The organism is Lactobacillus juensis, assembly GCF_036246285.1.
Lineage (GTDB): Bacteria > Bacillota > Bacilli > Lactobacillales > Lactobacillaceae > Lactobacillus > Lactobacillus juensis.
Genome location: NZ_BTTS01000003.1, coordinates 144,120 through 169,171, shown reverse-complemented (window position 1 = coordinate 169,171; position 25,052 = coordinate 144,120). Strand labels below are relative to the sequence as shown.

29 protein-coding genes are annotated in these 25,052 nt (G+C 37.3%); 2 read left to right on the top strand and 27 right to left on the bottom strand.

Annotated elements, in window-relative coordinates:
• Window positions 1–33: 33 nt before the first annotated feature.
• The 9 genes from AAA926_RS08665 to rsmG all read right to left on the bottom strand — a co-directional run bounded on the left by AAA926_RS08665 (window position 34) and on the right by rsmG (window position 9,210).
• Entirely contained in the window at window positions 34–1,905 is a 1,872-nt protein-coding gene (locus tag AAA926_RS08665) for an ABC transporter ATP-binding protein (protein WP_370466830.1), read from the bottom strand.
• Window positions 1,906–3,630, bottom strand: a complete 1,725-nt coding sequence (locus AAA926_RS08660) for an ABC transporter ATP-binding protein (protein WP_198180358.1) — start codon at window positions 3,628–3,630, stop codon at window positions 1,906–1,908. It abuts the gene before it with no gap.
• A 144-nt stretch (window positions 3,631–3,774) separates the two neighbouring features.
• Window positions 3,775–4,557: a DUF1129 family protein gene (locus AAA926_RS08655; protein ID WP_198180356.1), complete on the bottom strand. Its 783-nt coding sequence runs from the start codon at window positions 4,555–4,557 to the stop codon at window positions 3,775–3,777.
• Window positions 4,558–4,566: 9 nt separating this feature from the next.
• On the bottom strand, window positions 4,567–5,667 hold the full coding sequence (ychF, locus tag AAA926_RS08650) for a redox-regulated ATPase YchF (protein ID WP_338207170.1): 1,101 nt from the start codon (window positions 5,665–5,667) through the stop codon (window positions 4,567–4,569).
• Between the two features lie 25 nt (window positions 5,668–5,692).
• Window positions 5,693–5,968, bottom strand: coding sequence for a DUF951 domain-containing protein (locus tag AAA926_RS08645; protein ID WP_198180352.1), 276 nt, complete (start codon window positions 5,966–5,968; stop codon window positions 5,693–5,695).
• Entirely contained in the window at window positions 5,961–6,851 is an 891-nt protein-coding gene (locus AAA926_RS08640) for a ParB/RepB/Spo0J family partition protein (protein ID WP_198180350.1), read from the bottom strand. The genes AAA926_RS08645 and AAA926_RS08640 overlap by 8 nt, the downstream gene beginning before the upstream one ends.
• Window positions 6,829–7,608 carry a ParA family protein gene (locus tag AAA926_RS08635; protein ID WP_198180500.1) on the bottom strand — a complete coding sequence of 260 codons (780 nt, stop codon included), beginning with the start codon at window positions 7,606–7,608 and terminating at the stop codon, window positions 6,829–6,831. The genes AAA926_RS08640 and AAA926_RS08635 overlap by 23 nt, the downstream gene beginning before the upstream one ends.
• A gap of 15 nt (window positions 7,609–7,623) precedes the next feature.
• Entirely contained in the window at window positions 7,624–8,472 is an 849-nt protein-coding gene (gene noc / locus AAA926_RS08630) for a nucleoid occlusion protein (protein WP_198180348.1), read from the bottom strand.
• A 15-nt stretch (window positions 8,473–8,487) separates the two neighbouring features.
• A complete protein-coding gene (rsmG, locus tag AAA926_RS08625; protein WP_198180346.1) occupies window positions 8,488–9,210 on the bottom strand; it encodes a 16S rRNA (guanine(527)-N(7))-methyltransferase RsmG in 723 nt (240 codons plus the stop codon).
• A gap of 157 nt (window positions 9,211–9,367) precedes the next feature.
• Here rsmG and AAA926_RS08620 point away from each other — a divergent pair, with 157 nt between their 5' ends.
• A complete protein-coding gene (locus AAA926_RS08620) occupies window positions 9,368–9,904 on the top strand; it encodes a CvpA family protein (protein WP_198180344.1) in 537 nt (178 codons plus the stop codon).
• 116 nt (window positions 9,905–10,020) lie between these two features.
• On the opposite strand, the gene AAA926_RS08615 is transcribed toward AAA926_RS08620, so the two are convergent.
• From AAA926_RS08615 to yaaA, 11 genes are all read right to left on the bottom strand, one after another.
• Window positions 10,021–10,950 (bottom strand): FAD:protein FMN transferase, encoded by a 930-nt coding sequence (locus AAA926_RS08615; protein WP_198180342.1) that lies wholly within the window; start codon window positions 10,948–10,950, stop codon window positions 10,021–10,023.
• Window positions 10,951–10,961: 11 nt separating this feature from the next.
• Complete coding sequence (locus AAA926_RS08610) at window positions 10,962–11,753, bottom strand: tyrosine-protein phosphatase (protein WP_198180341.1); 792 nt, start codon at window positions 11,751–11,753, stop codon at window positions 10,962–10,964.
• An 85-nt stretch (window positions 11,754–11,838) separates the two neighbouring features.
• Window positions 11,839–12,387 carry an NADPH-dependent FMN reductase gene (locus AAA926_RS08605; protein ID WP_198180340.1) on the bottom strand — a complete coding sequence of 183 codons (549 nt, stop codon included), beginning with the start codon at window positions 12,385–12,387 and terminating at the stop codon, window positions 11,839–11,841.
• 11 nt (window positions 12,388–12,398) lie between these two features.
• Window positions 12,399–12,938, bottom strand: coding sequence for an NADPH-dependent FMN reductase (locus AAA926_RS08600; protein ID WP_198180339.1), 540 nt, complete (start codon window positions 12,936–12,938; stop codon window positions 12,399–12,401).
• 143 nt (window positions 12,939–13,081) lie between these two features.
• Window positions 13,082–13,693: a TetR/AcrR family transcriptional regulator gene (locus AAA926_RS08595; protein WP_198180338.1), complete on the bottom strand. Its 612-nt coding sequence runs from the start codon at window positions 13,691–13,693 to the stop codon at window positions 13,082–13,084.
• 110 nt (window positions 13,694–13,803) lie between these two features.
• Window positions 13,804–14,025 (bottom strand): hypothetical protein, encoded by a 222-nt coding sequence (locus AAA926_RS08590; protein ID WP_198180337.1) that lies wholly within the window; start codon window positions 14,023–14,025, stop codon window positions 13,804–13,806.
• Between the two features lie 494 nt (window positions 14,026–14,519).
• Window positions 14,520–15,194, bottom strand: a complete 675-nt coding sequence (locus AAA926_RS08585) for an ABC transporter ATP-binding protein (RefSeq protein WP_338207166.1) — start codon at window positions 15,192–15,194, stop codon at window positions 14,520–14,522.
• Between the two features lies 1 nt (window position 15,195).
• A complete protein-coding gene (locus AAA926_RS08580) occupies window positions 15,196–16,257 on the bottom strand; it encodes an ABC transporter permease (protein WP_198180334.1) in 1,062 nt (353 codons plus the stop codon).
• On the bottom strand, window positions 16,257–16,778 hold the full coding sequence (locus AAA926_RS08575; RefSeq protein ID WP_198180332.1) for a TetR/AcrR family transcriptional regulator: 522 nt from the start codon (window positions 16,776–16,778) through the stop codon (window positions 16,257–16,259). The genes AAA926_RS08580 and AAA926_RS08575 overlap by 1 nt, the downstream gene beginning before the upstream one ends.
• A gap of 139 nt (window positions 16,779–16,917) precedes the next feature.
• Window positions 16,918–17,523 (bottom strand): histidine phosphatase family protein, encoded by a 606-nt coding sequence (locus tag AAA926_RS08570; protein ID WP_338207165.1) that lies wholly within the window; start codon window positions 17,521–17,523, stop codon window positions 16,918–16,920.
• Window positions 17,524–17,552: 29 nt separating this feature from the next.
• A complete protein-coding gene (gene yaaA, locus AAA926_RS08565; RefSeq protein WP_338212330.1) occupies window positions 17,553–18,320 on the bottom strand; it encodes a peroxide stress protein YaaA in 768 nt (255 codons plus the stop codon).
• A gap of 56 nt (window positions 18,321–18,376) precedes the next feature.
• On the opposite strand from yaaA, the gene AAA926_RS08560 reads away from it, so the two are divergent.
• Window positions 18,377–19,057 (top strand): hypothetical protein, encoded by a 681-nt coding sequence (locus AAA926_RS08560; protein ID WP_338212329.1) that lies wholly within the window; start codon window positions 18,377–18,379, stop codon window positions 19,055–19,057.
• A 124-nt stretch (window positions 19,058–19,181) separates the two neighbouring features.
• On the opposite strand, the gene AAA926_RS08555 is transcribed toward AAA926_RS08560, so the two are convergent.
• The 7 genes from AAA926_RS08555 to ulaG form a co-directional block, all read right to left on the bottom strand.
• Window positions 19,182–19,877, bottom strand: a complete 696-nt coding sequence (locus tag AAA926_RS08555) for an L-ribulose-5-phosphate 4-epimerase (RefSeq protein ID WP_265893583.1) — start codon at window positions 19,875–19,877, stop codon at window positions 19,182–19,184.
• An 11-nt stretch (window positions 19,878–19,888) separates the two neighbouring features.
• Entirely contained in the window at window positions 19,889–20,770 is an 882-nt protein-coding gene (locus AAA926_RS08550; RefSeq protein ID WP_338212328.1) for an L-ribulose-5-phosphate 3-epimerase, read from the bottom strand.
• A 73-nt stretch (window positions 20,771–20,843) separates the two neighbouring features.
• Window positions 20,844–21,482, bottom strand: a complete 639-nt coding sequence (locus AAA926_RS08545; RefSeq protein WP_198180320.1) for a 3-dehydro-L-gulonate-6-phosphate decarboxylase — start codon at window positions 21,480–21,482, stop codon at window positions 20,844–20,846.
• Between the two features lie 12 nt (window positions 21,483–21,494).
• On the bottom strand, window positions 21,495–21,797 hold the full coding sequence (locus AAA926_RS08540; protein WP_198180318.1) for a PTS sugar transporter subunit IIB: 303 nt from the start codon (window positions 21,795–21,797) through the stop codon (window positions 21,495–21,497).
• A 21-nt stretch (window positions 21,798–21,818) separates the two neighbouring features.
• Window positions 21,819–23,312, bottom strand: a complete 1,494-nt coding sequence (ulaA, locus tag AAA926_RS08535) for a PTS ascorbate transporter subunit IIC (protein WP_198180316.1) — start codon at window positions 23,310–23,312, stop codon at window positions 21,819–21,821.
• A 5-nt stretch (window positions 23,313–23,317) separates the two neighbouring features.
• Window positions 23,318–23,794, bottom strand: coding sequence for a PTS sugar transporter subunit IIA (locus AAA926_RS08530; protein WP_198180314.1), 477 nt, complete (start codon window positions 23,792–23,794; stop codon window positions 23,318–23,320).
• Window positions 23,795–23,830: 36 nt separating this feature from the next.
• On the bottom strand, window positions 23,831–24,904 hold the full coding sequence (gene ulaG / locus AAA926_RS08525; protein WP_198180312.1) for an L-ascorbate 6-phosphate lactonase: 1,074 nt from the start codon (window positions 24,902–24,904) through the stop codon (window positions 23,831–23,833).
• Between the last annotated feature and the right edge of the window lie 148 nt (window positions 24,905–25,052).

Sequence of the window (25,052 nt, the reverse complement as noted above, 5' to 3'; positions counted from 1 at the left end):
CAGCACCATAATGCTGAGAAAATTTTATCAAAATTACTGTATTTCTTTTTTGCCAGTATATAACTCGTAGTAGTAACCCTTTTGCTTTAGAAGCTGCTCATGGTTACCGGCTTCAATAATATGACCATGATCAAGTACTAAAATCAAGTCCGAGTTAACAATTGTGGAAAGACGGTGGGCAATAACAAAACTTGTACGTCCTGCAAGCAGATTATCCATACCAGCCTGCACTAACTTTTCAGTTTGCGTATCAATGCTGGAAGTTGCCTCATCTAAAATCATGACTGGTTCATCAGCGATCATCGCCCGCGCAATACTGAGAAGCTGCATTTGACCCTGAGACAGGTCTCCGCCATTACCATCGATAATGGTTTTGTAGCCTTCGTCCAAGTGATGAATGAATTCATCAGCATGCGACAAATGCGCTGCTTGATACACATCATCATCACTTGCTTCGGTATTACCAAAGCGGATATTATCCATAACTGTACCAGTAAACATGTGTGTGTCCTGCAATACTATTGATAATGACCGCCTTAAATCATCTTTTTTAATTCTATTAATCGGAATACCGTCATAGGTTATAGTACCAGAATTAATTTCGTAGAAGCGATTAATCATATTGGAAATAGTGGTTTTACCCGCTCCGGTTTCACCAACCAGTGCCACTTTCATACCCGGTTTGGCATCAATCGAAATATCATACAAAATTTGTTTATTAGGCGAATAGCCAAAGTTGACATGATCAAAAACAATATGACCATTGACAGTAACTTTCTTCACTGACCCATCTTTTTGCGGTACATTCCAGTGCCAAGCACCCTTTACATCTTCGTCTTTGGTGATAGTTACATCACCATCATCAACTTCAACTGTCTGATCCTCTAAATCGAAAATTCTTTCCGCACCGGCTAAAGCCATTACGATAGAATTTAACTGTTGTGAAATCTGAGCTATCGGCATTGCAAACTGTTTTGATAATTGCAGAAAGGCACCAATAACCCCTAATGAAAGAGGTGCAATATGGTTGATGGCTACCGCACCACCTAAAACTGCAATTAAAACATAAAGCAAGTTGCCCAAGTTACCCATAATTGGAAATAAAATCGTGGCGTAAGTATGAGCCTTGCCAGATGCTACCTGCAAAGAATCGTTATAAGCATTAAAATCTTGCTCAACTTCAGGCTCATGGCTAAAGACTTTAATTACCTTAAGACCATTAAGCATTTCTTCATTATATCCGTTAACTTGTCCTAATTCTTTTTGCTGCAGCTTAAAGTAATGAGCTGAACGTATCGTTAAAAAGCGGACAACGATAATAGAAAGGGCAAAGACTACTAAAGTAAAAATAGTTAGCTGCCAGCTTAAAATCACCATCGCACCCAAAACAAAAATAAGGTTTAAAGCTGAGTTCATAAACTGTGGAATCGATTGAGAAATCATTTGTTGCAACGTATCAATGTCGTTAGTATAACAGCTCATGATGTCGCCATAATCATTTTCATCGAAATAAGAAATTGGCAATTTTTCCATGTGCTCAAACATTTCCATCCGCACTCTGAATTGGACTTTTTGTGCTAAAACTGCCATTAACATTGCAAAAAGATAATTAGAAATGAATCCAATAGCATAACAGCCAAACATTACCGCAATTGCGTGCAAAAGTGGACCAAAATCTGGTCTGGCCTCTTTGGTTAGCGGAATAATGTAAGTATTTATCAAGCGTTCAATAAACAAGGAACCTAAAACATTCGCAGCAGCCGTGAGAATTATGGCAACTGTAGAACTGATAAGCATCCAAGGACTGGTGCTGGCAACTAATTTAAGCAGACGCCACAGTATTGTAGAACGTTTACCAGAGATTTGGTTATTTTGCTTTTCCACTGCTTTATTCAAATTAATCACCTACTTCTTCTGTTCTTCTTGAAACTTGGCAATCGAGCTGTACAAGTCATTGCGCTGCATCAGTTCTTCATGCGTACCAATATCCTGAATTTTACCATCATCCATGACAATTATTCTGTCTGCATCCTTAATGGATACGATCCTCTGCGAAATAATTATTTTAGTGGTATCCGGCATATTTTCTACCAGTGCTTCGCGGATTTGACGCTCAGTTTGTGTATCAACCGCTGAAGTAGAATCATCCAAAATTAAAATCTTAGGCCTCTTTAGCAATGCCCTTGCAATTGTAATTCTTTGCTTTTGGCCACCGGAAACATTAGCCCCGCCTTGTTCAACCATAGTTTCATACTGGTCAGGCATTTCACGAATAAAATCATCTGCATGAGCAATTTTGGCAGCAGCAATAATTTCTTCATCAGTGGCATTTTCGTCACCCCATTTAAGGTTCTCCTTAATGGTTCCTGAAAACAGAACATTATTTTGCAAAACCATCGCCACGTTGTCACGCAGTGTTTTTAAATCATATGATTTTACATTGTGTCCTGATACCCGAACGGCTCCTGAATCCGTATCATAAAGCCGTGGAATCATTGATACTAAGGTTGATTTTGATGACCCGGTTTTCCCAATAATACCAATTGTCTCACCCGGTTTAATGGTTAAATTGATATTGTTTAAAGCCAGGTTCTTATCATCTGGATCATATTTAAAATTAACGTGATCAAAAATTACTTCACCATTGTTTACATGCTTTAAAGGTTTGCGTGGATTTTCAATTGATGGTTTTTCATTGATAACGTCAGCAATTCTGTGACCACTAGCAGCAGAGACAACCAGTTGAGTAAAGATCATTGCCAACATATTCAAACTGCCTAAGACAGAGTTTGAATATGAAAACATTGAAATAAGCTGACCAGTTTGTAAACTGCCACCAACAATTTCTTTGGCCCCAAACCAGCAAATAGCCAGGTTAGAAATATTTAACACTGCCATAACCACAAGTGAGTTCAATGACATGATTTTTTGTGCAGTTGCAAATAGTCTGTAGATAAAGCCGGCAGATTTTTTAAATTTAACTGTTTGTGCTTCTTCTTGCACATAGGTTTTAACTTCACGAATGCCGCGAATGTTTTCCCGCACTACTTGGTTCATGCGGTCATAGCCCCTAAAAATCTTAGGAAAATACTTGCTGGCACTTTTAATAATGATACCGAGCAGAATGACAAAAACTGGTGCAATCACTACAAATACCAGTGATAATTGGGGACTGACAATAACAGACATGATTATTGAAACCAATAACATCATTGGCGCTCTGACTGCAATTCTAATTAATATTTGATAAGACATCTGAACGTTATTAACGTCAGTCGTCATTCTTGTAACCAAACTGGCACTAGAAAAATTATCAATATTTTCAAAAGAATAGTCTTGCACATGATAAAACATGTCTTTACGCAAATTAGCTGCAAACCCAGCTGCAGCATGAGCAGAGGCATAGCTGGCACCAGAACCCAAAACAAGTGAAAGAACCGTAAACACCAATAAAACAATACCGCTTTTAGTAATGTAGGGCATGTTCCCTTTCATAATGCCATTATCAATTAAAATACCAACCAAATATGGTATTAACATTTCAATGATAACTTCACCAGTGACAAAGAGTGGCGACAGCAAAGACAGTTTTTTATACTGCCTGATTGACTTACGCAACGTGTTAATCATTAAATACCTCTTTCTAATTTGCTAAAACGTTATTTAATTCTTATATGTATCAGTTTAAAAAGGATAAATAGATTCATAGTAAATCTATTTATCCTTTAAAATATATAGTTATCTAAGTATAGCTCTTTTCTTGACAAAAAGCACCTATTTACTCCTATCAGCTGGTGAAAATGCAGAGCCAATGATTTGATAATGACGGCGGAAAAGCCAGCGAATACCGTATGCCACCGCAGCAATTATCAAATTATATATTCCTGGTAAAACAGGATTAATAATTTGTAATGCCCGCAAAGACAGTACGCCAAAACAGATAAAGAGCAATGCCATCATTAAAATGAAGCCCCAAATTAATTTTGACCAGGGAATTTTACGATTTTTACCACCATTAGGTAAAACCCACTCATTATACTTGGTCATAAAAACACCTAATGCAGCACCAACAATCAGTAAGGTTAATGCACCCATCTCTGAATTATATTTGTTGTTCTTTTGGAATAAACCGATTAAGCCAAAAAGACCAAAGAAAAGGGCAACATAAAATAAAGCATTATCTGTGGCATATTGCCAAAACGGAATATCAGAAGCTTTCCGCTTTTTCGGCTTTAACATATCAGCAGCTTTTAATTTAGGTGATAGGCCGTAATATGTACTGGCCGGTTGACCATGACGCTGCGCAATTATTAAATCATTCAAAAGCTCATCTACTTTCTTTTGAGCATCTTCATGACTCATCTTGCCTTGTGTTTCAAGTTCTTTTTGCAAGCGAAAAACATAGTCAGAATTTTTATTACTGAGTTGTTTACGCAATTCAGCAGGCTGCATTTGTTTGACTTCATCATCTATGTTCTGATTGATTACTTTTTCTTTTAGTTTTTCCTGCTTGCTAGTATCTATTTTAGCTTGTGCTTCAGTTTTCTTTTCTGCCATTATTATTTCCTAAACGTTAAATCTAAATTCAATAATGTCGCCATCTTGAACTTCATAATCTTTGCCTTCAAGACGCAACCTACCAGCTTCTTTAACTTTCTGCATGGTTTCATATTTGTCTAAATCCGCAAATGAAACTACTTCGGCGCGAATAAATCCCCGTTCAAAATCAGAATGGATAACACCGGCAACTTGTGGTGCTTTCATCCCCTTATGGAAAGTCCAGGCACGTGTTTCAGGACCACCAGCTGTGAAGAAAGTTCTGAGGCCTAGAATATGGTAAGCTGCCCGGATTAAACGGTCAAGACCTGATTCCGTTACACCTTCAGCTTCTAAAAACTCGGCTTTTTCATCGTCATCTAAGCCAGCAATTTCTTCTTCAGTAGCTGCGGATATACCTAAGCATTCAGCGTTTTCACTGTCGGCATGTTTTTTGACAATTTGATAATATTGATCTTCTTCGGGATCGGCCATTGAACTTTCAGCAATATTAGCTACATAAATAACCGGCTTGTCAGTTAACAAAAATAGGCCCTTAACAATTTTTTGGTCATCTTCATTAAACTTGATTGAGCGCACGGGTTTACCCTCTTCTAGAACTGGCTTAATTTTTTGCAAAACGTTAAATTCAGCTTTAGCTTCCTTGTCATTTTGCTGGGCAATCTTTTTAACCTTATTAATGCGGCGGTTAACAGCATCTAAATCGGCAATTGCCAGTTCTAAATTAATAGTATTGATATCTTCTTCCGGATCTACTTTACCGGTAACGGAAGTAATATTGTCATCTTCAAAAGCACGGACAACATGAATAATCGCATCAGTTTGGCGAATATTTTCCAAGAATTTATTACCCAGACCTTCTCCTTTGGAAGCCCCTTTAACTAAACCGGCAATATCAGTAAATTCAAAAGTAGTATGAACTATTTTTTTAGCGGGAATTAGTTCCTGAATTCTAGCAAGTCTCTTGTCTGGAACTTCAACCATACCAACATTCGGTTCAATCGTAGCAAACGGATAGTTGGCCATTTCCGCTCCCGCTTTAGTAATTGCGTTAAACAAAGTCGACTTACCAACATTAGGCAACCCAACAATCCCAGCAGTTAGTGACATTTTTTATCCTCTTTCTAAAACAAAATCAGTTATTATCTTGATTAAAGTGCGGTTGTGCTATTTCATTTTTAGGCACATAAAGCTCATTTTTAGTGTTGACCGGATCATTCGCCTTAGTTAAAACTTTTTTAAAGTTATGCGTAAACTTTGAACGCGGCATCATTACGATGTGGCCGCAGCCCATACATTTTAACCTGATATCTGCTCCTATGCGCAAGACTTCCCAGTCATTAGTTTTACAGGCATGAGGCTTTTTCATCAGTACCGTGTCCGCTAAACTATAGGAAATTTCTTTATTCATCAAGATCGACTCCCAGCACATCAAGTATTCTGTTTAATTCGGCAGTTGAAGAAAAGCCAATAGATAAATGACCACTGCCCTTTTTGCTTTCAGAAATATTGACAGTTGAACCCAATTTATTAGCCAGCTGATGTTCAGTAGCGCGGATAAAGGGTGACTTCTGCACTGTCTTTTTGCGGGGCTTTTTAGCATTAAGATTGGCGACCAGTGCCTCAACTTTGCGCACTGGCATCCCTTCTTTAACTACTTGTTTTGCTACTTCATCAATCTTGTCTTTGTTTTTCAAACCTAAAAGCGTTCTGGCCTGACCCATAGAAAGATCACCGTGCTGTAATAAATGCTTTGTCTTGTTAGGCAAGGTTAACAGACGCAAGTAATTCGCAATATAAGGACGGGATTTGCCCATTCTTTTTGAAACTTCTTCTTGAGTCAGACCCAAGTTTTTTTGCAACATTTCGTAAGCCTGGGCTTCTTCAAGCGGTGTTAAATCTTCACGCTGCAAGTTTTCCAGAACCGCAACTTCCATCATTTGACTTTCACTAAAGTCACGCACAATTGCCGGTATAGTAGTTTTCTTAGCTAATTTAGAGGCGCGAAAGCGACGCTCACCGGCAATAATTTCATAGCCGTTAATAGACTTACGCACAATTATAGGCTGAAAGACACCATTTTCTTTAATTGAATCAGCTAGTTCTTTAAGCGATTTGTCATCAAAATTTTTCCGAGGCTGATATGGATTAGGCCTGATATCGCCCAAGTTTAAATCTTGAATTTCTTCCTCATTATTGTCTTCAATCTGCGGCTCGTCTTCAAACAGCGCTTCGATCCCGCGACCGAGACCACCATGCTTTTTGGTGTCCTTATTTCTTGAGTTTCTTGCCATGATTCTTCAACACCTCCTTGGCTAAATCATCATAAACTTCGGCACCACGAGAATTTGGCGCATATTCCGTAATTGCTTGACCATAACTTGGTGCTTCAGCCAGTTTGGTAATTCTGGGGATAATAGTTTTATATACTTTATCAGAAAAATAGGAACGTACTTCTTTAACAACTTCAGCACCCAGATTAGTCCGGGCATCTAGCATTGTCAGTAAAACTCCCTCAACTCCAAGGTCTTTGTTAAAGTGCTTTTGCACCAAGCGGATAGTGTTAAGTAACTGACTAAGACCTTCCATAGCATAATACTCACTTTGAACCGGAATCAAAATTGAATCAGATGCTGTAAAGGCATTAATAGACAATTGACCTAAAGAAGGCGGACAATCAATAAAGATAAAGTCGTAATTGCCACTAATTGAGTCTAAAGCTGATTTCAACCGCGTTTCTCGTGCCATCATACTAATCAGTTCTGTTTCCGCACCAGACAAATTAATAGTTGCTGGAACTAAATCCAGGCGATTAGTCGAAGTATGGAAAATCGTATCTTTAAGCGGAACATCATTAATCAAAACGCTATAAATATCTTGATCAATTGCGGACTTTTCAATTCCCAAGCCAGAAGTGGCATTACCCTGCGGATCAATATCCACTATTAAGACTTGATAACCGCGTTCTGCAATCGAAGCCGCCAAATTAATAGTCGTGGTCGTCTTACCAACGCCACCTTTTTGGTTAGCAACCGAAATTACACTCACCATATTTTCCATGCCTTCCTACTTTCTTTTTAATTCAATCGTAATCATATAATCATCAGGATCGTTATTTTCTTTAAACTTAACTTTAATGCCAGACTGCTGTGCAAGTTTTATTGCCTTTTTGATCGTATTAATCTGTACTTTTAAGTCCTTGGGAATGCGATTAGCTGCTCGTCTGGTCTTTTCAGCCTGCTCTTTTTCTTTGTCCTCAATTTTTTTGTCGGCAAAATATTGCTCTACATTTTTAACGATTTTCTCGGTATCACTCACATTAAGGTTGTGAGCCAAAATTTCATCGAGAACGCGGCTCTGGTCTTTTTCACTAAGCCCGACTAAACAACGACCATGACGAGGAGAAATTTCACCACTGGCCAAATAACTCTGCACCTTAGGTGTCAGCTTTAGTAGGCGCAACTTATTCGCTACATAAGATTGCGACTTGCCAATATTTTGGGCCAAAGTTGTTTGAGTTAAATTATTTAACTTCATGAGATTATTATAGGCCTGTGCTTCATCAATCGGATTTAAATCTTCTCTTTGCAGGTTTTCTATTAAAGCTAATGAAGCAGCTTGACTATCATCCATATTGTTAACGATAGCCGGAATTTTTTCCCAAGCAAGATGCTTTGCGGCCCGCAATCTGCGCTCACCAGCAATAATTTCATAATCATCACCCTTTTCACGCACAATAATAGGTTGAAGCAAACCATCTTTATCTAAAGTCGTTGCTAATTCACGAATTGATTCTTCAGAAAACTCATGTCGTGGTTGATATGAATTAGGTTTAATTTTACTTAGTTCAATATCTTGAACTTGTTTATTTTTAGGTATTTCTTCATGATGACGCAAAGAAGAAAATAATGACATTTTGAGTCCCCCTGTTTAATGAATTGGTTTGCGGTGCGGCGTACCCGCCTGCCGCGGATATTTTTTGGGTGTAGGCTGCACTTTTTTTATCAAGATTAGCGTGCGATCTTCACTGCTTTGAGGCAGTTGCAATTCTTTTATGGCAATTGCCTTGCCGCCTAAAGTTTTTAAAGCTTTCTGACTAGATTTTAATTCATCTTCAGCTTTTGGTCCCTTGAGAGCGATAAAATTGCCGTTTTTCTTAACTAGTGGCAAACAATATTCACTCAACACAGCCATGTTGGCAACAGCCCGGGCAGTTACAATATCAAACTGCTCACGATATTGTTTGTTTTGGCCCACGTCTTCAGCGCGACCATGAACTAAAGCAACATTTTTTAAATTTAGCTGGCTGATTAACCCTTGCAAAAAATTCAACCTTTTACCCAGAGAATCGACGATCGTTACCTGCAATTCCGGCAACATAATTTTAAGCGGAATTGATGGAAAACCAGCACCCGCACCAACATCACACAAAGACTGGGACTTTTTAAATATTTCGCCAAACATTAAAAGAGGCGTAATACTATCGAAAAAATGTTTTAGGTAAACATCATCTTTTTCTGTTATGCGAGTAAGATTAACTTTTTTATTAGCTTCAATCAGACTGGTAAAGTATTGGTTAAATTGGTTGATTTGATTTTCATTTAATTTAAAATTACGTTTTGATAATTCTTGGACAAATTGTTCAGGATTCATTTTTCACCCGTGAAACCTTGTTTCACACCCTCTAAATTTAACGCTAAAAATGGCTTATTGTAAAGTCAATGCATCCCTTTAATTATGAAATATTTTTCGACTGTCGTCAAAGTCTAAACGCATAAATTAAGCTATAATATCGTCAAAGGAGATTAATATGATTGTTACTCTAATTGTTCTGGCTTATTTGGCACTAAAAACTTATAAAGGATTTCAAACAGGCTTTACCAGACTAATCATCAATTTGGTATTTTCTGCTATTGTCTTCATTGCCGCAATCCTTTTTCAGAATCCTGTTGGCAATTGGCTTTACAGTCAAATTACGGGACAGAATATTCAAACCACTCTAACTCCTGGAACCAACTTAATGCTTTTCCGTTTTTTAGCATTTTTTGTTATTGTCTTTATCGGCAAGATGGTGGTTAAGATTTTTAAAGGATGGGTGCCAAATAAAAATCCTCATGCAACTAATTTTGGCAATTTACTTGATAGCGTATTAGGTGCTTTTGCATCCTTTTTTGCCAGTTACTTTTTCGTTTATATTATATTGTCAATGCTTAATGCTTTACAAAACCCGTGGTTTATCCAGCAGACCCTTGATTCGTCATTTATCCGTTTCATTATTTACAACACTCCCGGTTTATCCAATGGTTTGTTTAACAGCATTTTTAGCATTAGTCGAACAGCTGCTTAAAATAATTAAATTTAGAACTGTTTTTTAATAAAATTGTAAATAGCGCCCTTATCATTACCTTTTAAGAATAAGAACATACTGTAAATAAAAAGTGCCCTTCACGGCACTTTTATTTACTACTTTTGAAAATTGTCATACTCAACGTGTTCATCATTATATACAAAGACAGCTCCAATGCGATCAGGATCATCATGCCAACCAGCAAGCGGCTTTCCTGCAAAGAACAGTCTCTTGCATTCGATTTCTGCTTCAACTGAATACTTGGTAAAGGTAGTGACTCCAGCTAAATTTGTTTCAACTGGATAACCAGTCCGTGGGTCAATTAAATGATGATATTTATGGCCGTCAACTTCCAGGTAGCGTTCATAAGTGCCACTAGTAACCGCTGAACATTCTGGCACCATTACCGAAGCAATATTATTGCCACGAGGCTCTTTAGGATCTTGCACTCCTACTGACCACTGACCGCTAGTCCTTTTAGGTGAGTCGCCAACAAGTAAAATGTTGCCGCCAAGATTAATAATTCCGGCATGAACACCGTAGGCCAACCAAAAGTCCTTAATGCGATCCGCGATCCAGCCCTTGGCAATACCTCCCAGATCTAATTCCATTCCTGACTTTTTCAAAAAAACGGTTTGGTCAGCGTCATTCAAGTCAACACTAAAAGGATCAATTAGCTTCATCCTTTCTTTAATCTGATCAGCAGTTGGAACATGGGCCCCCTTAAAGCCAATTGCCCATAATTTAACGACTGGACCAATTAAAGCATTGAAGCCAAAATTTTCCCGGCTTTTTTCTACCGCCAATTTGATCAAATCATAGGTACCACTGGAAACTTGCACTGGCTGTTTACCAGCCGCATGATTTACATCCATAACTTCAGATTCATCACGATTAACTGTTAATAAATCTTCATAATGGTCAATCAAATTAAAAGAGTCGTTAATGACATTTTTATCGCGCGCTCCAAAGATTTGTAAGGTTATTGATGTGCCTAAAGCATGATGCTGTCCCACTTGTTGTTCTAAAGTTAAATTTTTAATCATTGATTTTATCCCTACTTTTCCAAATAGTTTTCTCTTATTTTTTCTTTCATCTGCTCATCGATTCTTAATTGGTTGTCAATATAAGAATCCATGCCGCCATAGTTTTCATTGATTGTAATCAAGCTCGTATCAATATACGCATTGGCTACCGAACCCAAAATACGCATGTTGGCACGGAACTTATCATTTTCTCCAGCTCTTTTAAGGCGCTCATCACGCACCTTGCGGTAATCGTTGAGCATTAAGTTGGAATAAAGATAATCCTGCCGAATCGTCTCTAGATCTACTCCTAAAATGTGAAGCAATATTACAGTTACCAATCCCGTCCTGTCTTTACCTTCCGAGCAATGGTATAAAACTGAGCCATGAGTCGTTTCAGCAATTAAACTGACAATTTGGTGAATGCTATTCTGTGCAAATTTATTGCTGACATGATCATGATATCTTTGGCACATTGTATAAAAACCCGCATATTGATCATGGCGATATTGCTCAAATTCTATACTCCTATCAAGGCCATTGCCACCAGTATTGTCATCAGCTGACAATGGGAATTCATAATGAGCAACCCCTGGTATATTTCGGTCAGGGTTAGCCTTGCACTCAGCTGGTGAACGTAAGTCAATAATTTTAGTCAAACCATTAGCAAGCAAAAATTTTTCATCTTTTAATGATATTTCACTTATGTTGCCAGTGCGCAATAATCGCCAACTTTTGATTTTATGGCCGCCCAGGCCAATATAGCCGCCCAAGTCGCGGGGATTACGAACAGATTTTACAGGTAAAACGACAGGTTTTGTCATGCCAACTTCCTTTCAAATCAAAAATAACCGGATAGGATGCTCCTATCCGGTTATTTTACTCTCTACCAGTTAAACTGGCAAAAGTTTATTTATGTGCTTGCTCAACAAACTTGAAGAAGTTATCCATCATGCCATCTAACTGCTTGATAGTAGCTTCATCAGTCAATTCTCCAGTTTCTTTGTTAAACTTATCTGGAGCCTGACCAATTAAAACTTCGTTGCCTGGCAATACATTTGCACTCATATCAGGTGAAAGCAAAATTTCACGCATATCTTCTTGAGCGCGACCAGTACCTTGTGCACCGTATGATGCACCAGCAACAGCAACTGGCTTCATCTTCATAACATTAGGACCTGCATGTGAACCAAGCCATTCAAGACTGCTCTTTAAAGCAGCAGGAATAGTATGATCATATTCAGGGGTAGTGATTATGATACCATCAGCACTCTTAACGTCTTCAATCCAAGCCTTAATAGTGTCATCAGCCATTTCTGTTCTGCAGAAAGGTGTCAATTTATCGACTTCTTTTACTTCAATATCTGCTTTGTCACTATAATGCTTGGCAATAAATTGTGCCAAAAAGCGATTATAGGAAAAGGGTGCATTTGTACCAACAATTGCTAATATTTTCATTCTCGACCCTCCTACTTAGTTACTTGTGCGTACCAACTATCAACTTCATCGAAAAATTGACCTAGGAATTTAACAGTTGACTCATCTTTCAAGTCACCATTATCATCAAATTGAGTTGGTGCAACACCCATCATGAATTCATCACCATTAAAGACCTTAGCGCCAAAGCCTGGTGCAGTCAACAAACTCTTCAAACGACTTTGTGAACGAGAACCACCTTGTGGCATTGGTGAAGTTGACACAATAGCAACTGGCTTGCCCTTAAATGGGTGAGTTACACAAGATAACCACTCAAGTGCGCTACTTAAAGCACTGGTAACAGAGTGTTGTTGCTCAGGAGAACCGATTAAAACCAAATCAGCGTCCTCAATTTCTTTACTCAAGGTTTGGATTGCTTCTGGAGCATCTTCACCCTCTTTAAACATTGGCAACCCTTTAACAGTTGCAAACTTAAAATCATACTTGTCGGCAAAATGCTTAGAAATAAATTTAAGCAATGCCTCATTAAATGAATTATTGGCATTTGAGCCACATAATGCAAGGATTTTCATAAAAACCACCTTTCAGGAAAACTAATTTCAAAACTAATTATAGCATATCCGTATCTTTTTAACATGTTCCTTGTTTCAGATAGTTTTAATAATTTAATAACTGCTCACAAGCAAACATTCCCTTGCTAATAGAGCATTAAAGTCTATTTCTTATCTTTGTCTTCATTAGTATCAAATAAAGAAACTTTACTTGTCTTGCTTAGCCAGTCATTTAAGATTGCATCATTAATCTGTGCTGTTAAAACATTTATAATTTGTGTTTGCGAAAATGTTGCAATTTTATTAACTATTAATGAAGCAATACCACTGGTGGTAATCCAGTTAGCAATGACAACACTTCTAATCCTATCCTCGGAATAATTACTATCTGGATACTGCTCTCTAAATTTTTCAATACCAAAATTAATTAATGTATCGGCGATAATTTTACTACCAAATTTACCGTCAACAAACATTGCTCTAAAAAGATTTTCCTGCTCCTTAGCAAAATCAATATATGATAAATCCATATCTATTAATGGTTTACCAGTATAACTTTTTTGCAAAATATTATTCTTTAAGTTGTCCGCAATTTTACGCAAAACCTCTTTGCGCAAATCTTCCATACTATTAAACTCAAGATATAAAGGCTGAGTGGAAAAATGACCAGCCTTGGCAATATTGCGAGCAGTCAAACTCTCAATGCCGTCTTTAACAACCATTTTGTAGGCAATACTTAAAATCTTATTTCTTCCTATTTCTTTTTTTCTAGCCATTTTGGTTTTCCTTGATTATCTTTAAAACGTACTATTTTATAAACCAGTTTTCTAGAGACAGTATTACTACTATCGAAATTCTATTTAGACAAATATTTGAAATGAGTCAATTAGTCCTCATTATTTAAAAACTCGTCATAATAAGTCGAAACCATGTCGCTTACTTCTTCTTTGCTTAGACCTTGCGCAGCGCAATAGGAAAAGAAAGCAGCAGAAAGAATATACCCTCGTTCAGAATCATCTGTTAGATTGTCTGAAAATGTCATATTAATGCTGTGGTTTTGGTAATCGGTTGACAACTCAATCGACTTATCTTCTGGGATATCATTCATTACTATACCTCTACATAAAAAGCCTTACTCAATAATATATTATACTCGTATCGCTAATAAATAAAATAAAAATTATACCAAATTAAAACATATACTCAAAAATACTTTTTTGTTATTTTAGCAAAGAAATCATTATTTCCTGGTAATTTACTCAAGCAGTTAAAAAACAAATTAATAACTCTGCTTTTAATTACATTAGTTATCTTACTGCAAAAAATAACATTTTCTTTTCACTATTAAGAATAGTAAATTTAAAAGTACTTTGTCAAGGGCAAAGTACTTTTTTCTAACACAAAAGAATTAATGATTTTTCTGCTAAATTTAAACTTTTTGAAAACAATTTTAATTAATAACATTGTTCATGCTAAACTAGAATTATTACAAATAATAAAATTACTATTAATAAAAAAAGATTAGTTGATTTTTCGCTTTTAATTAAAATAATTTTCGTAGTTATTTTTTATATTGTTATTTTTATTTACGAAATTTAATAACTAAATTTCTTGCTTTATATTGCCATCCATCATTTCATAAATATGGTCTGCGTATTGCTTTAGCCTTGGATCATGCGTTACTAATAATACCGCCTTGTTATAGTCTTTTGCTAGTTTTTTAAACAATTGGCCCACCTCTGCCACATTTTCACTGTCAAGTGAAGCAGTAGGTTCATCGGCCAGTAAAATTTGTGGATTAGCGTAAAGAGCACGTGCAATTGCTGCTCGTTGCTGCTGACCACCTGATAATTCACTCGGATATTTATTAAGTAAAGAACTGATACCAAGCTGTTTTAATAATTCCTGCAATTTTTCTTGACTGATATTGCCTTTTTTCTTTACCTTATTAACTAGTTCAAACTGCTCTTTAATTCTTAGAAACGGCACTAAGTTATAAGCCTGCAATACAAAACCCAGCTGCGTTAGTCGTAAATGATCACTTGCTCTCGCGGAAATACGTGCAATATTTTGACCATCAACAAAGACTTCTCCAGTAGTTGGCTTCTGCAAAGATCCGGCTATCGTTAAAAAGGTACTTTTCCCAGCTCCTGAAGGCCCCATGATTAAGACTACTTCACCTAGGTTGGCCTTAAAATTGATATTTTTTAGAGCAACCACTTGTGCAGCTCCAGTGCCATAAACTTTTTGAACATTTTTTAATTCGATAATTGCCATATTATTCACCTATCGCCTTTGCCGGATCGACCTTTAAAATTGATCTGATTGGAATTAAGCTACCGATAATTGCCGTTAACAGCAAGCCTACTGCACCAGTCAGAATAATTTTTGGCGTGAAGCTGACAGGAACCGCGGCCGGTAAAACTTTAACTGTCACAAACATTGCTGCCAAGCCAATGACTAATCCAGCAAGAACTAATATAATTGCCTGGCTAACGGTTGCTTTTATTAAAGTGCTGCTGGGAATCCCCTGTGCACGCATGACCGCATAATTATGCATTTTCTGCATTGTCAAAATGTACAGGAAAACTGCGATTATAATTAATGAAATAATGTATAAAAAGCCGATCATTAGTTCAAAAGTCATATTTTGGGCTATATATCCTGGAAGTTTTTTAATAAATCGGGCAATAGGATATGTCTTGCTATCTTTATAATTATATTTGTATTGCTGATCACGAGAAATTATAGCTGAAGCCTCTAAAGTTGGCATCCCTTGCCGCAACTTTTTCCAAGACTCCAATGTCCCGTAAATAATTGGAGCAATATTAATTTTCGCATTTTTAACAAAACCAACAATTTTGTACTTTCTACTTGAGCCGTTTAGTGCCAGTTTGTCACCTATCTGGTAGCCTTTAGTTTTAAAGGCTTGATCAACAGCCACCTCATAATTCTTTTTCGCTCTTCTACCAGCAATAAGTTCCTGATCATGATAGATAAACTGCTTCTTTTTAACTCCAATAAATTGTGCTGAAATTTGGGGACGTCCGGCTTTCTTAACTACGACTGGAATTTGACCAAGCAATGCTTCATCTTTAGATAGTGTTGCTTTTTTTAAATCAGTTTTGGTTAAAAAAGACTGACTCATACTTACGTTAGCATTTTTATTTAAGACTACTTTTTGAGCATCCCAAGATTCCAATGCCTGCGTATTTTCACTGGCCAAGCCAGTTGCTAGTGCCGATAAGACAAATATGAGATAACTAATCAAAAAAATCATTAAGATTATTAACCCATAACGTAGTTTCTCTCTTTTTATTTCTTTAATTGCTAAAAACATTAGTTCTTTCCTTTGTTTAACAGTTCCAAGCTCGCTTTAAAACGAGTCATAATTGCCTTTTTTTGAACTGGATTTGTTAATACTAAGCGAATGGTGGCATGACTGAGCACCATTGCACTCCAATTCTGCGGATCTAATCCAGCTAGTATTTTTGGTGTAAAAGGATGACCAGGCGAACTTTCATTATACAAGATATGCATTTTTATTAATCCAGCATATGTACTTGCCTGCATTTCTTCAATAAAATGAACAACATTGTCATAATATTGCTGTGCATCAAACTGCGCTTTTATTTTTATGGGCAAATGAATACTTTTTAGAGCTAATTCATACATATAATGGTATGCATCCTCTAAATCAACAAAATATTTGTAAAAAGCTCCGCGTGCGATGCCCGTTTCTTTCACTATTCGCGCTACTTGTGCTTTTGCCAAAGGATAGTTGCTGAATTCTTTTAACAACGCACTTTCAATTTTTTTCTTTTTGCCGGCAGGCAAGTTAATAAAAGTTGACTTAGCCATTTTCCTAATCATCTCCCTTTGTCATAAGTGACATCGTGTCACTTTATAAAAATAATAGTTCATTTATTTTTAGTCGTCAATTATAATGCTCGAATATTTGTTTTCATAAAAAAAAGCCTCTTGAATGAGACTTAATACGCTATTCAAAAGTTAAAATACGGTTATAATAATTTGCCCGGGGAATACCATCACGGTAGGAAACTTTGGCTAAAGCGCAATTATCCATGGTTTCAAAATATTTCATATCACCATGCGTAAAGTAGTGGGCAAACATCATTCTGATCAAAGTACCATGACAAAATACGAGCACCTTTTTAGTCAAGTAATTCTTTTTCATATCATCTAGAAAACTGCCGCACCTTTGATCCAGTGCCGCAAAAGATTCGCCACTCGGGGCATATTTAATATAGTCAGCTGCAGCCTTGCCCCAAGGATCAATGGCATCAGGATATTTTTGCCCCAGCTCTGAAAGGAAATGACCATCCCATTCGCCAAAATTAATTTCCGTTAGCCTTTTATCAATTTTTATTTCTTTTTGTCCTTTAGTAAAAATTTCAGCGGTTGTCAAAGATCTCTTTAAAGGACTTGAAAAAACTACATCAAATCCCGCAGGATCGAAATTCGCAGCAGCTCTTTCAGCACATGCACGACCAGTCTCATCTAAATCATGATCAAAAACCGAACCTTGAATACGACCAGTTTTATTTAAATCTGTCTGACCGTGGCGAACAAAAACAATTTGCATAATAACCTCACATTTCTATATCTTAAATTTTAGCGCCGTTTAAAATCGAACTTTGTCCTGAAAACATAAGTGTTATCAGTACTAACTTTCGGCTCAAACACAAAACCAAAATCATGAAAGTCCTGCAGTTGCTCCGTTTCAGTTAATTGATTTTCAGCAATATAGCGCACCATTTCTCCACGAGCCATCTTGGCATGCACCCCAACTGTTTTCCACTGACCGTTTTTCCTTTCTTGAAAATCAACAGTAATCATCTGCCTGCCATTCTTAATGTATGGAGTAACATTGCGAGAATATTCTTTAGAAGCCAAATTAATGAGTATCTGATCTTCATTAAAAAGGTTATCAGCGATTGTCGTGCCCCAAAAACGGTATAAGTTGGGCTGTTTAAAACCCTCTACTTTATTTTTCATTTCCAATCTGTATGGCCACACGCCATCAAAAGGTCGCAGAACACCGTACAGACCTGATAATATACGGACATTCTCTTGCAAATAAGACAAGGCGGGGTTAGTGAACAAGTCCGGAGCCATATATTGATACTGAATGCCAGAATAAGAAATAATGGCAGGAGTTAAACCATCTTTTTGATTCAAGTTTAGAGTTTGAATCTGCTTTTGACCTTCTTTAGTTGTGCGCTCGCTAGATTGCCAAATTTTTTGTAATTCATTAAAACTGCATTTTTTTAAAAATGCGGCTAATTCTTGAGCTTGAGCTAAAAATTGTGGGTGCGTTCTTGCAGAAAAAGAGTCACTATCAACTGTCATTTTCATTGCTGGTGAAATAATAATTTTCATCTTTACCACCTTTTGGGTTAAACTTATTAATAATATCTACTGAAGGAGAGAAATCAATGAATCCTGATTTTGCCATCGTATTAAATTTTAAACTAAAAAGCGCAAAAGATGTAGACGCTGATTTTTTAGTTAAAACTGCTCGCAATATAGGTGCCCGGGCTGTCAGCGTTGACGCTCATCAAACAGACTTTAAAAAAGCTTGTGCAAAATACACTATTGCTTTGGTCGATGCAGAAACTATTAAAGAAGGTTGTGATTTAGTCTCAGCGGATCCAATTGCAAAGCTTGTAGCTAATCGTAAAGATGGGCAAAATACGATAATTAATATTCCGGTCACAGATAATGGGAAGTTGCCTTCTGCAACTGAAGAAATGCTCAAGCAAATCAACAACTGGATGCATCTTTTTGGTCATGCTTTTAATGAAAGCGAACCCTGCGCGCTTAAAATAAGTGGGGTTGCTGAAAATAATGCTTTTGTATTACAAAATAGACACGTGCACTACCAAAAGTATCTTTTTATCAAGGCTCCCCTGCCAGAAACTATTAAAGTCCATGGTTTAATAAATAAGCCTAATCGCATCGAAATGATTGAGAACAGGACTGAGCTGGATTTCACTTTTGCTGATGACGAATTGAACATCAACTTAAAGGATGTGCCTGAAAGTGATTTTACCTGGCAGGTAATTCGGATTCAAGAGCACCGGCCAGAAGACGATATTAAAGAAACTAAATATTAGCAGCTTAACAATTTTAAATTAAAAACTGATAAACCTTGTTAAAATTATGCAGCTTGAATAAGAATTCAGTCTACATCGTCAAACAAAGATTTATCAGTTTTTTTAATGATTCAATTTTTAATTTTTACCGTTGGCCGTAATAAGCATTCGGACCATGTTTACGGTAATAATGTTTATCTAGCAAATACTGCGGTAATTCGGAATTCTGATGGGTTAATTCTAAAGTGTGAAAATCTTCTTCTGCCACTACTTCCAACACCTTGGCATTATAAACTGCCTTAGCCGCATTTTCACCCCAAGCAAACGGGCCGTGTTGACTGACTAAAGCTGCTGGTGTGGCTTCATAATCAAGATTACGCTCTTTAAAGGTACGCACAATTGTCTTACCGGTATTGCCTTCATAATCTTCTTCTATTTCTGCCTTAGTCAAGGCATCAGCAGCCGGCACAGCAGTATAAAAGGTATCTGCATGAGTTGTGTTTAGTGCAGGAATATCCATTTTGGCAGCCGCAAATGAAACTGCCCATGGTGAATGGGTGTGCACAATTCCACCAATTTTAGGAAAATGATTATACAAATAAGTATGGGTTGGTGTGTCTGATGACGGATTTTTGTCTCCTTCAACTACCTCTCCTTTTAAATTAATAACCACCAGATCCTCTGGCTTCAGCTCCTCATAGGGGACCCCAGAGGGTTTAATTACAAATAAGCCTTGCTCTCTATCTATTCCTGAAACATTGCCCCAAGTAAAAGTCACCAAATTTAACTTGGGTAGTGACATGTTAGCCTCATAGACTTCTTCTTTCAATTTTTCCAGCATCTTATTCTCCTTTAACTTACCTTTTCTTGAGTAATGCCTACCTGTTTAAAAATATCATCAAAAAATACCTTGGCACTTTTTACCTCATCAAGTGCATTTTCATCACCGTTATCTCCAGACCACATTTCAATAGTAAAACTGCCATTGTAATCTAATCTGACTAAAGTACGGAGTAAACCAGTAAAATCAACGCAGCCCTGACCAAAAGGTACATTCTTAAATTGACCCTTAAAAGTTGGGGTAACTTTTTTACTGTCTTTTAAGTGAATTGCACAGATAGTATCAATGTATTTTTCAAGTTGCGCTGGCACATCGTTTTCTGGCCAGGCACTCAAATTGCCTAAGTCAGGATATGCTTGCAGCCACGGGCTTTTAGCTAAGTCATGATAATGGGCAATCTTAGTCAGGCTGTTAATAAAGGGATCATCCATCGTTTCAATTGACAGCATAATATTTTTCCTAGCTGCCATATGGACGCATTTAATCAGATTTTCAACGTAATATTCTCTGGAAGTCATAGTCTTTTTTTCATAAAAAACATCATAGCCGGCCATTTGAATATTGTGAATTCCCAAATCGACACAAAGATCAATTGCTTTTTGCATCATTAACAAGGATTTCTCGCGAATTGCCGGATCAGCTGAACCTAAGGGAAAGCGTCGGTGACCCGATAGCATGAGGTTATTTATCCTGGTATTTGTCTCCCACATTAGATTACGAATTTCATTTCTCTGGTCTCGTGTCCAATCTAAGCGTGCTAAACGTTCATCGCTTTCGTCAACGGAAAATTCTAAAAAATTAAAGCCCAAGTCATGTGTTAATTCAAAAGTTTCCCGCCACGACAAGTTCTGGGGCAAAGCTTTTTCATAGATTCCTAAAGCATTAACTGTCATTTTTCTCTCCTTATATTTATTAAAAAAGGGAAAATGAACGTTCTCTCACTTATCCCCCTTTTTTAGTATTTAATTAACCCCAAATTCTGTTGATTTCGTCTTTAAACTGTTTGGCAACAGCGTGTGGGTCATCTGCTTCTCTGATAGCACGACCAGCGATAAAGGTATAAACTGGAACTCCCTTAAACAGCTTTAAAATTTCGGGATGAACGCCACCGGTAACGGAAACTTTAAAGCCCATATTGATCAGATTTTTGACATTTTCAACGTCCTGCTGCGACCATTTTTGGCCAGCAAACTTGGCGTCACGACTTTGATGGTAAACTACCTGATGAATGCCGTGATCAAGCCACTCTTGCATTCTTTCTTTATTGTCCCAGCCTTCGTAAAGTTCAACTTGAACTTCAATTTCCTTTTGAGCATTGCTCATAGTAGGAACAGTAGCTGCATTAATACATGTCATCCAGTCAGCACCGGCATCCTTGCATGACTGACCACACTTTGTACCAGCATCAGCACATTTAATATCAGCCAGCAAGATTTTATCTGGTGCCATTGCACGTAGGTTCCTAACAGCACTTAAACCGTCTCTATAAACCAGAATAGTTCCCGCTTCAACAACATCAATTACGTCTTCAACTTTACGCAAAACATCTATTGCCTGCGCTGTATTGTCACTGTCTAAAGCTACTTGTAATTTTGGTAAGTCCATTATTTTCTCCTATTACTTTTTAAACTTTGTGGGAATGTCAGAAGCATTTACTTTATCTTCAACTTCTTTAGCTGAAATAACATTTTTTATGCCAATGACCTCACCGCCACGCTTTTTAACTTCATCAAACATACTGATAAATGGAATTGAGGTAAAAACTACGTCATAGTTACGCGCAATGCCTTTTGCTTCTGAAATAGAAGTATGATCAGCTTGAGTTACTTGGTAGCCCATCTTTTCCAATGTCTTCTTGACAGTCCGCAGCAGCATTAAGCTTGTTCCTGAACCATTAGCACACGCAGTCAAAATCTTCATATAGAATCGTCCTTTCTATAGTTATTCTTCTTTATTATTTAATTTCTTCCATGCTGGGTAATCTTCAGTGATCATGAAGTAACCTTCAGGATCGGCACGGTATTGTAATTGTGGAATAGCTAAAAGCATAATAATGATTACTGCTACACCGATATAGCCGAGATATTTCATGATTACAGTGAAGAATGGCCAAACAGTCGCCCAGTCAAACATGCCGAGGTAGCCACCGTATCTTGCCATCCCTACCCAGGTAGCAATTAAAGCTGAACCTGCAACTTGGATTAAACCAGAAATGAACGGCATAATCATCGCACACTTATAGCCTCCACGGTCATTTGAATACAGGCCGATAGCGGCATTGTCAAAGAACAGTGGAATAAATCCGGCTATAACCAAAGTTGGTGAGTGGAAAACAAGCAATAAGATAATCATGGTAAATTGGCCTAATGCGCCAAACATAAAACCAATAGTTTGTGCATTTTGGGAGCCAAAACCTAAGGTGGCAGCAACGTCAATGCCAGGTACAGCTCCTGGCAGCCAGCGATCTGAAATTCCCGTGAAGGATTCAGTTAATTCATTAACGAAAGTTCTAACGCCAAGCTGAAGGATTGCCAGATAAACTGAGAATTGCAGGGCTGTTTGCAAAATGTAAAAGACAAAGCTTTGTCCTTTTTGCATAAAGTGAGCCTTGGTTAAGTAATCTGGCCCCAAAACTACTAAAATTGCGCCGATGAAAATCAACATTAAGATTGAAGTTGATACCATATTGTCATTAAAGATTGACATAAAACTTGGCAATTTAATGTCTTCAAGTCGTTTGTTTTTACCCTTGCTCTTTTTCACCGAATGCTTTTCAATCATTTCGGAAAGCTTGGCAAAAAAGTAAATACCAAACATCTGCTGGTGAGCAACAGCAAAACCGGCTCCATCAGTTAATTCTTGAGTGATACCAACTGTTAGGTTTGAACCCACAGCCCAGTAGAGCCCCAAAATCAAACTCATGATTGCTAAAATCGAAAAGCGATTTAATTTAGGAAAACAGAATAATATCAGCCAAAAGGCAGTTGCTGCCTGCTGCACCTGTACATTGCCCGTAGTAAACACGGCCCGCAGCTTAGTGTATTTGGAAAATCTGACCAATAAAATATTAATAATATAGGCAAATAACAGTAATAGCATTGTGTCCGCAAATGAACGGCCAAAGCGTTGCATGATGCCGGCGTTAACAGCATTTTGTCCAAAATACGGGTCGATAATCATCGCACTAAGATGAAAACGATCTTTTAGGCCTACAAGAATCGGCCTAAAAGTGTTAACTAAACCTCCAGAACCAGCAGCTAATATAAAGTAGCCAACTGTAGCCTTTAAAAAACCTGACAGAACTTCATACCACTTTTTACGTTCCAAAATATAGCCAATGAGAACGATGAAACCGATCATGAACGCTGGTTGATTTAATACATTAGTGGCAAAGTAGCTCCAAATAGCTAATAAAGCATTTAAAATATTTTGCATTTTTCTTACCTGCTTTTTTCTTTACTCTTATCATGTTTTTGCATGACTTTTTGATAATCTTGTAAATTCTTCACTTTACGTAGGTCTTCAATCATGTCATCTTCCATCAGCAAGTTGGAAAGGTTAGCAATATTTTTCATATGAGTAGGGTTATCTTTAGCAGCTAGCATAAAGAATAGTTGCGCATCTTTTTCTGGATCATTTGGGTCAAAGGAAACTGCTTCTGGAAATATTGTCAGACCAATACCAGTACCTAAAACCTCCGAACTGTTGGCTTGCGAATGGGGCATTGCCACACCGGGAACAATCACAATATACGGTCCATATTGTTTGACGTCTGCAATTACCTGATCAATATATTTATCCGTGACGAGATTATTTTTCTTCATTATTTCACCGGATATCCTGATGGCTTCCTGCCAATCTTTCGGGTGTTTCTGACTGATATTAATCAAGTGATTTTCTAAAAAATATCTGAGCATGATTTCCTCCTACCAAATTTTTAATGAAAAAAAGAATTATAGTAATTCTGGGAATGGTAAGTCAGGATCATTCTTAAATGCATCATGAAAGCCACGATCGTACATATATTCAAATTTATCTTTATCTTGAGGGAAGTTAAATTCGCCACCGACTTGCCAAATGTATGGTTTAAACTGATATTGTAAGCGATTCTTTTTTCTGTTCCACAGGGCCAAGATATCTTTAGGATCGCTATAGAAGTTCGTCCAAATGTCATAGTGCATTGGGATAATAACTTTTGTCTTTAAAGCTTCTGCCATGCGTAAAACTTGTGAATCATCAAGTTTATCCGTAATTCCGCGTGGATTTTCACCATATGCACAAAGGGCAACGTCAACCTTATTTTCGTTACCATGTTTCACAAAAGTGTTAGAATAGTGTGAATCGCCTGAATGGTATAAGTTTCCACCCGAAGTTTCTACGAGGTAGTTAACTGCTACTTTGGCCATTTCTATTGGCTTAGTACCTGCCAATTTAACGTTCGGATCATCTTCTGTAACAAGTTCAGTCCGGTCGAAAGCTTCCAAAGCCTTAATTGTCACTGAACCAACCTTAACTTCATCTCCAGGTTTAACTACAGTGATTTTTTCTGATGGAACGCCCCATTCTTCCCATTCATCAGCTACGCCTTGAGGACCAATAAATTTTGCATTAGGGCAAAACTTGTTAACACAAGCTGCTGTATAAATATCCAAGTGGTCGTGGTGAGTATGAGTAACACACAGTGCATCTAAATCTTTGATGGCAAATGGGTCAATTACGTACGGTTTATTACGTAAATTAGGTTGTAAAGCCTCTCCACCTGTCATTCTCATCATTTGGTGACCTTGGCGCATCTTGCCGTCGCCATGGGTGTGTTTACCTGTACCGTTCCACATATCAATTGCAATATTTGTACCCTCATGTGTTTTGAGCCAGGTACCCATGCAGCCTAGCCACCAGATTGCAAACGATTTTTCAGGTACCTTTTTTGCAGCGATTTGCTCGTTTAAGAAAGTGCCCCATTCTGGGAAATTATTTTCTGCAAAAACTTGCGGTGTCACTTCATTAATATTAGTTGGTTTCGTCATTTTTTCCTCCTATGTTCTTTTTATCCTTGTTTTCATGTTAAATTATATTGTAGTATGTTATCGCTTTCAACCATATTAAAAGATAATTATTACTTTTTATGGTATTTTTACAAAAAATAAGATATTTTATTGATAATTATCATATTTT